This window comes from Acidovorax sp. KPB24-03 (genome assembly GCF_057546605.1).
This window is the reverse complement of the sequence record NZ_BAAJYR010000643.1, coordinates 1-1,424: the sequence shown is the minus strand read 5'-3', so window position 1 is coordinate 1,424 and position 1,424 is coordinate 1. Positions and strand designations below refer to the sequence as shown.

Below are 1,424 nucleotides of genomic sequence, written 5' to 3'. Positions count from 1 at the left end.
GATCGGGGCTGGTGATCGGAATGGCAGCGTGGTCGCGTGGTCCGTTGAATGCCTGAGGCCGACGAACAGCGCCGCATTGAAGCCTGCAATGCGTTGTCAGGCTTGGGCCTGAGGCCAAGGGGCGTACCTGACTGGAGACTGGTTCAACCAAGCAGGCTACGTCTAGCGAAGGTTTGCAGGAGAGATTTTCATTCCCCAAGCAAAACGCCCCGACATCGTTGGATGTCGGGGCGGTTTGGGCTGTAAGAGCCTGACGATGACCTACTTTCACACGGGAACCCGCACTATCATCGGCGCAAAGTCGTTTCACTGTCCTGTTCGGGATGGGAAGGAGTGGTACCAACTTGCTATGGTCATCAGGCATAACTTGGAGCTACCTTGATGTGATCAAGGTGGCGAATTCATAGAGTTTGGAATCAGCTTGTATTTTGACTGCGTCACTTGGCATAACAACTTGATCAAATGATGATCAAAGTTATAGGGTCAAGCCGCACGAGCAATTAGTATCAGTTAGCTTAACGCATTACTGCGCTTCCACACCTGACCTATCAACGTCCTGGTCTTGAACGACTCTTTAGGGGGCTCAAGGCCCCGGCAGATCTCATCTTGAAACGAGTTTCCCGCTTAGATGCTTTCAGCGGTTATCTCTTCCACACTTAGCTACTCGGCAATGCCACTGGCGTGACAACCGATACACCAGAGGTGTGTCCACTCCGGTCCTCTCGTACTAGGAGCAGGCTTCCTCAAATCTGCAGCGCCCACGGAAGATAGGGACCAAACTGTCTCACGACGTTTTAAACCCAGCTCACGTACCTCTTTAAATGGCGAACAGCCATACCCTTGGGACCGGCTACAGCCCCAGGATGAGATGAGCCGACATCGAGGTGCCAAACACCGCCGTCGATATGAACTCTTGGGCGGTATCAGCCTGTTATCCCCAGAGTACCTTTTATCCGTTGAGCGATGGCCCTTCCATACAGAACCACCGGATCACTATGTCCTGCTTTCGCATCTGCTCGACTTGTCAGTCTCGCAGTTAAGCACGCTTATGCCATTGCACTATTAGCACGATGTCCGACCGTACCTAGCGTACCTTCGAACTCCTCCGTTACGCTTTGGGAGGAGACCGCCCCAGTCAAACTGCCTACCATGCACTGTCCCCGATCCCGATAAGGGACCTAGGTTAGAACCTCAAACACACCAGGGTGGTATTTCAACGTTGGCTCCATGAGAACTAGCGTCCTCACTTCAAAGCCTCCCACCTATCCTACACAGATCTGTTCAAAGTCCAATACAAAGCTACAGTAAAGGTTCATGGGGTCTTTCCGTCTTTTCCGCGGGGAGATTGCATCATTCACAAACATTTCAACTTCGCTGAGTCTCAGGAGGAGACAGTGTGGCCATCGTTACGCCATTCGTGCAGG

At 52.4% G+C, this 1,424-nt stretch carries 2 rRNA genes; both read right to left on the bottom strand.

Annotation, left to right across the window (positions count from 1 at the left end):
* Positions 1-248: 248 nt before the first annotated feature.
* Positions 249-361 (bottom strand): 5S ribosomal RNA (gene rrf / locus AC27KI_RS24795).
* Between the two features lie 118 nt (positions 362-479).
* A 23S ribosomal RNA gene (locus AC27KI_RS24790) occupies positions 480-1,424 on the bottom strand; the annotation flags it as partial.